This window comes from Nonomuraea sp. NPDC049784 (genome assembly GCF_040659615.1).
GTDB lineage: Bacteria > Actinomycetota > Actinomycetes > Streptosporangiales > Streptosporangiaceae > Nonomuraea.
In genome coordinates this window covers 1-6557 of record NZ_JBFAMX010000580.1, presented here as the reverse complement: position 1 = coordinate 6557, position 6557 = coordinate 1, and the positions used below count along the sequence as shown (strand labels likewise).

General features: G+C 63.5%; 5 protein-coding genes and 1 pseudogene. 4 read left to right on the top strand and 2 right to left on the bottom strand.

Annotation, left to right across the window (positions count from 1 at the left end; all coding sequences use genetic code 11):
* A partial coding sequence (locus tag AB0J09_RS52400) for a TniQ family protein (RefSeq protein WP_360709417.1) occupies positions 1–581 on the bottom strand: 581 nt, incomplete at its 3' end.
* Between the two features lie 176 nt (positions 582–757).
* On the opposite strand from AB0J09_RS52400, the gene AB0J09_RS52395 reads away from it, so the two are divergent.
* The 4 genes from AB0J09_RS52395 to AB0J09_RS52380 all read left to right on the top strand — a co-directional run bounded on the left by AB0J09_RS52395 (position 758) and on the right by AB0J09_RS52380 (position 5906).
* Entirely contained in the window at positions 758–1555 is a 798-nt protein-coding gene (locus AB0J09_RS52395; protein WP_360709414.1) for a hypothetical protein, read from the top strand.
* A gap of 2028 nt (positions 1556–3583) precedes the next feature.
* On the top strand, positions 3584–4657 hold the full coding sequence (locus AB0J09_RS52390; RefSeq protein ID WP_360709411.1) for a ParA family protein: 1074 nt from the start codon (positions 3584–3586) through the stop codon (positions 4655–4657).
* Between the two features lie 779 nt (positions 4658–5436).
* Entirely contained in the window at positions 5437–5766 is a 330-nt protein-coding gene (locus tag AB0J09_RS52385; RefSeq protein WP_360709408.1) for a hypothetical protein, read from the top strand.
* Between the two features lie 8 nt (positions 5767–5774).
* The gene (locus AB0J09_RS52380) at positions 5775–5906 is read left to right on the top strand and encodes a hypothetical protein (RefSeq protein ID WP_360709405.1); all 132 of its coding nucleotides are present in this window, start codon (positions 5775–5777) and stop codon (positions 5904–5906) included.
* 373 nt (positions 5907–6279) lie between these two features.
* Here the strand turns inward: AB0J09_RS52380 and AB0J09_RS52375 are convergent.
* A pseudogene (locus AB0J09_RS52375) lies at positions 6280–6557 on the bottom strand (ISKra4 family transposase); the annotation flags it as partial.

Sequence of the window (6557 nt, the reverse complement as noted above, 5' to 3'; positions counted from 1 at the left end):
GCCCCGCTGAGGAGCGCACCGCATCGCAACGGAGCCGGCATCCGTGAGCGAGACAGGCGGCCTGGCTGGCCGGCCGGGCCCCGTCGCACGGAAACGCGGCATCTCGGGCAGAGATCCACCAGCAGCATCCGATGCTCGGGACAAACCGCGGCCCAGCCGAGCTTCCACCAGAGCGGCCACGCTCCGCCCGAAGCCGCCAGGCACTTTGGGCATGCCCGGCTGCCGAAGAACTGCTCCCACTCACGGCCCTCTGCCAGGCGGACTGAGTCTTTTTCCCCCACGCGGACACCTGTCAGATCCACAGCCGAGCCGTCGAACACCTCCAGGTGCATCCCACGCACGACCTCGGAGCTCACGCCTGTAGCAGCCTCAATCGCTCTACGCGTCTCCGGCGTCGTGACGACGCCATACGCCAGTGAACGGACGTCACTCGCCGCGCGTACATCCAGCCCCAACGCCTCGACCATCGCCCTCGGCGGACATCCGTTCCGCAGGGCCATCCGATCCACCCACGACGCGAACGACTCGCCGTACGCCGGTGCCACCACCAGCGCCAGCCGCCGGGGCCAGACCGCCGCCATCTTTCGGGCCAAACCTCCTGCCGTACAAGCCGCTACTGCCAACTTCGATGACGCGCTTCCATGTCCACTTCCAGTTGCCGTGACGGACTGTCGTCTTCAAGGCCGCCAGACAAACATCTGGGATTCTCACAAGCCAGGCCGTCGCTATAGATCATCTACGTCAATACACTATTGACATGCCTAAGCGCGCACTCCCTCAAGTCAGCAAAACCGCAGGTCAGGAGGCCATTGAGCGGATCGTACAGCGTCGCAGAGAAGTACGCGATCCCGATCTTGCGGGACTGGAGAGCCGGGATCCAGCCGAACATCCTTTGGCTGTCATCCAGCATGTTCTCAGCTGCCGCAGAGTCCCGGACTGGGTGACGTCGAACGACGTCCTGGACGCGCTGTGGGTTTTGGCCTACGTGCGTCTCCATTGCTCACACCGCCCTGATGAGGCTGAGCATCTTGAGCATGAACTGTTGGAGCTGGGTCGTGTCATGCAGATCGCGATGATCCGCATGGCGCCGCCGCTCAATGTGCATAGCAGGCAGGCGGTTGAACACCGACTCCTACGTCATCGCGCATCTCGATTGGGACTTGGCCGGAGTGAGCGGCTCGAACGAGCACACCGATTGGCCAGGACTCAACCGCGAAGCACCTCCTCTGAAGCCCTCTGGTACGACCAACACGCCTTGGCGTTGTGGGAGGCCGCCGCGCAGTTGATCAGCTCACGTTCCGAGTTCGACCATCTCATTGATGATGAGATGGCCGAGTGTCTCATCGGCCTACGACGAGCGGTGCGGGAGATGCAGTGGCCGCTGTCGTCGGCCCATTACTCCACCTTGCGAGAGATCGGCTGGTGGATGGAAGAGATTGTGGACTCACTACGAGAGGTTCGTTATGCAGCCTTTCGCGAGCAGCTGGGCGACCTGCATGCCACAGTCGCCACGCTTTCGGCTGCCTATCATCGCGCGCGCTTCGGCGACTCGTGAGCCTTTACTGTCTGTGGCCTGCAGCGGGCTCCGGGCGGTGAATCATCGGATTGCGTCAAGAGGCGGCAGGATCGACATCTCCCCTACGCGGGAGGCGATGGCCTGTGACGGTTCCCTGTGGAGTGCGCGCTTCGTCGCCCGCGCTTGCAGATGACGCGCCCCGGGAGCGGTCGCGGCACATGGTAGCGATGGTGAGTTCAGGCGTATGGCCCTGGTGTCCCCAGGGGCGCCGAACGTCCGGCGGACCGCAGGTTCGGTTGCGCAGACGACCAGTCCAGGAACTCGGCATGTGGCAGTCGATGGAGCCATCGACGGTTCAGAAAAGCCGGCTGAGGACGCGCGATGCACACGGCCGCGTTCGCCCTGTTCTTACCTGCGACTCTCCAGCGAGCTGCGCCTCCCCTGCGTACCGGCCCGCCCTCGATGCTGATGGATTGCCTGACCGATCTCGGTTCCCGGCTGCCCTCCGGGATGGAGCGGAGGGCACGTTGTGCCAGTGAGCCCTTCACCCAATAGGGCAACGCTGCTGGAGTAGGCATGCGCCATCACCACCCCGGCACAAAGTCGACGTCATGCGCTCGGTTGGACCTTACCTGCCGAACCCATCCGGTTTCTGTGCAGTGCGAGCCAGCCCGAGCAGATGCCGTCCCGCTGTTGCAGGAGATGCGCTGGCACAGCTTTCTGCCTATATGCGGTGACCAGACGACAGCCCGCCCCTGGAGGTGGGGGGTGGGTTAGCGGTGGACCAGCTCAGCGTTGTTGGGTACACCGTGATGGGGCACGCCCAGCGGCGTTGGCTCATGAACGCAAGATTGACCGCAACGCCCGTGGAGCGGCGTTGGGCTGGAGGCGTTGGATGGTGCAGTCGGTTCTCATGGGTGCCAGAAGTGGCTCCTGTCCGACCTTGACCGCAACGCTGCTGGGCGCAGCAAGGGATGCTATGAGGTCGGATGGAGCGCCTGTTCTCGCTTGAGTTGAGGTGCCCATCGGTGGCACGCGGCCCTGAGTGGTATCCACACCTTGGTCTGGGGCGCCGGCGTGGGAAGAACGCGGTTGCGGGTGGGCATGTGATCGCCAGTGCTGACCGGCCCCTGTGCGCGGGGCTGTAGAGCCTGTGGAGCGACGCAACCCCCTTCTCGGTATCTCTTATCCAGGGTGAGCCCGTTCGAGCCTTAGGCGCGTTTCTGCAGTTAAAAGGGTATTACTGATGGGTAACTTAGATCGCAGTGGCCCCGAGTGACGCCTACCAGCGCTGTTGATCGGACGCAGGTGATCAGAGAGCGCTTTGGTAGGCGAAATCTTCCCCTCACTGGCTATTTTTGAGACCGATCGTCGGCCCTCTCACGTGACCTTCGGAGGCCTAAAAAGGGGTCTGACCTGGGGTTTCACAAATGCACTTGCAGCAACACACACAGCAACACAACCCGAGAGCACTGATGCGTATTGGCGCATGTGCCTGGCTGTGGATAAGTCTTCAGACTCGTTCATCTCGCCTCCACGCAGGCGCGCCTTACCTGAAGATGGGTGCACCAAAGATCAACCACGTCTGCGACTCGCCATCAGCGGTGGCGGGATGACGCGCAGCGACCGCCTCAGCCGCGCGTCTCGCTTCCTTGCCTGGCCCTCGTATGTGCGGAGTAGACAAGAGCCCGCGGCTTCAGCGATCGCCAAATCAACTCTTGTGATCCACCCGGACTAAGCCGTGGCCCCCAGGACTCTTGGGCCAGACGCCAACACGGATGGAACAGTTTGCCGACGAAGGAGCCACCCAACCACTTCGCTGCATCGCTTGCCCCACAGAAGATTGGCTTCACGGAGGAGCCCCTCTGCGGAGAGGACGAGGATCGTCCACTTCCCCGGCGCTTTTCTCAGGCATCCTCGCGAGTCTTCTCCTCAACGGGATGACGCCATGGTTAAGATCGGCGATGTGATACCGCTAAGCAGACTTGGGAGTCCCCTGTGACATCAACGGTTCACTCCTCTACGTCCGGGAACGCAGACGAACCGAGGGCCGAGCAGATCGCCGAGGTGGAGCAGGTCATCTCGGAATGGATGCGCCGAGGCGTCACGACCATGAAGAACGTGGTCGCCATGATGATGCGAAAGGGAGGGGCAGGCAAGACCACGGAGACACTCCTGATTGCCGATGCGCTATCCCGCTTTGGGCTCAACGTCCTCGTCATCGACATGGACCCACAAGGAAACGCTTCTCTCGGCTTCGGCCGACCCGTCAGGATGGTCGCTGTCGAGGCTCGGATCGGCAAGTCCAAGTTGGAAGAGCCCGACGTCCTTACCGTGATCGAGGTGATCAACTCCGGTGAGGCCGGCGTCGCCGACGAGGCGATCATCATCATTGACACGCCCGGCTGGACCTACGACGTGGACGTGCCGTTCCACCGCGGTGGCCCGCTGCGCCCTGGCAAGATTGGCACGATAGGGCTCATCCCAGCGTACGAGGCGCTGGAGGACCTGCCCGGCTCATGGAAGCCTGCCGACTTCGAGCGACTCGCGCACACACTGCTGCTGCCGGCCGAGCAGGGCGGCATCTCGCCGAACCAGCGCTGGGACGTCGTACTCATCGACACGGCCATCAACCAGCGTCTTGGCGTCCAGGCAGCCAAGGCCGCATATTACGCGCTGTTCGTGACGAACGCCGAGAAGTTCGGCGTCGATGCCATTCCCAAGACCATGCGCCTGATCAAGGACGTGCGCGAAAACTACTATCACGACGGCATCGACGTCATGGGGCTGGTCTGGAACGCCTACGTACCTCGCCAGAACACCGCTCGGGCACTCACCTCCGACGCCACGCAGTACCACGAAGCCGGTCTGGAGCATTGGGAGGCTCCGATCTGGCCGTACGAGATCCCTAAGACGACCGTCATCAGTGACTCGCACGACATGGCAGCTCCCGTCTCGGCGTTCCTCACCACATCGGAGAGAAGAGAGATGGCCAGCCGGGTCTGCCAGGTGGCCGAGGCGACCACGCTACGGATGCTCGACGAGATCGGTCATCCGCTGGCGAGCGAGTTGCGCACCGCCTGGCACCAGGCATGGCCGCAGAAGGAAAAGACCGAAGTGATGTTGAAGGACGTGGCGTAGTGGCAGGGGGCAAGCGGGCAGGACGGCTGCAACGGCAGCCTGTAGCGGGTTTCGGGCACCTGCAACCGGCGCCAAAGGAGCAGGGCCCAAAGGAATCAACGGTAGTGGTGGCCGACGTGCCAGCCGAGACAGTCCGAGACGAGCCGCGCGGCACGGTCGCGCAAGCAGCGGACCGCCAGCCGGACACGGTAACAGCAGCGTCATCGCCCGAGCCTGCCAAGACGACTGAAACCGCACTTGCGGCTGTGGCGCCCGCCGCCCCAGTGGCAAGACCGGAAGCGGAGGAGCAAGTTCAGGCGCCCGGACCCGAAACAGCCGAGCCTGTTAGGGCACGCCAGACCGCACCTGCGCCCGAGGCGCCGGCCACTGCCGAAAGACCGGATGAGAGGCGGCGGGTCCAGACGACGCCGGAACCGGAAGCAGCCGCCCGAACCGACCTTGGCTCCACGCCGATTGATCAACCGGCAGAGCCGGCGCCGAAGGCCAGCCGAGTTCTGAGCCAATCCAGATCAGGCCGGGACGAGCCCAGCGATGGAAGTATCGCCGGCACGGTGGCGGCGCCCAGGCGTCGGACGTCTCCCCCTCGTTCGTCCTCTGGCTACCTCCAGCCGCGGCCGGCTGAGCTTCCCGCTCCCGTCAAGGAGAAGCTCGCGTCTCTCCCGCCCAACTATCACAGCCTCTACCAGAGCTTCAGCGATGCCGCCAATCCAGCCGTAGGCAGCGCCGGGCGGAATGTACGACTGAACGCCAACCTCGCGTCCCGTCTGACCAGGCAGTCGGTGGCCGACAAGAGACGGCTGACCGCTGGCGCCCGTCGGCCTGCCCTGGCTGTCAGTCACTACATTGACGCTGCTCTCCGACAGGCGCGCCAGCAACCCCTTGAGGTGCTCGTCGAGATGGGGCAGAGCTTCAGGATTCGAACGGCCCATGAAGAGCTGCCGCGACCCAACACCTACTCGCTCACCTCGGATGTGGGTCAGTGGATCGAGGACCTCAAAGACGAGCTGAGCATGGTTGATGCCTACAGGGGCATGCTCGGGCACATTATCAACGCCTGCGTCGAGGCGTTCCTCGACGGTTTGGAGCATGAAGCCACGAATTCCGCCTGATCAGTTGCATGTCCGTCACGACCTTCTGCGAAGCGGAAGAGAGAGACGGTGGGAAGGCCGAAGGCGTGATGTGCGTGTTCCCTGAGAAAGCGGCGCATCACGCCAACGCCGTGCTCTACACAAATGCACAAGCTGCATGACAGCAACACACACTTACTGCGACTCGAGTTGCGGCCAAGCCGAGCCCCCTTTGAGGTCCACCACGGCTCAAGCAGTCAGGTCTCCTGGAGTGAGGTATTTGCTGGAGGCTCGGGCAGGGTCACTGAGCGACTGCACGCTCTCCCCTGGGGTTCTCCCAAGAGTTCCGCGACGCGGGGGCAAACTTCTCAAACTAAGCGAGACCAAGACGCCCAGCTGATGACCCCTTACTAAGGTCGGCCAGGCAATCTCAGTCGGGTGCGGCTCTCCTGAAGTGAGCCTGTCGGTCACACCGTGAGGGCGTATCCGTCCTGTAGGCGGGGTTTGGTGGACACGGTCGCGTTGTCGGGCGAGGTGGTAGCGCCAGTAATCGCCGAGATGACCGTTGGCGGTCACGGCGCGTAGCTTCAGCACTGCTTCGGCTCGGGCCAGGCCCCATCCGGCGCCTGCCAGGTCGAATCTGTCTGCCATCAGATGGCGGCAGGCACCTTCGATCACGCCGGTCGCGATCGGCCATTCCACTTCGAGTGCTTGGTCGTAGCGCAGGCGCCCGAGGCTGTTGGTCCGGTAGCGGATACAGGCGTCGATGCCGTCGCGGCGTCGGGCGGGTAACGCGGTGGCTTGGGCGGTCAAAGCGGTGACGATCTGGTCGG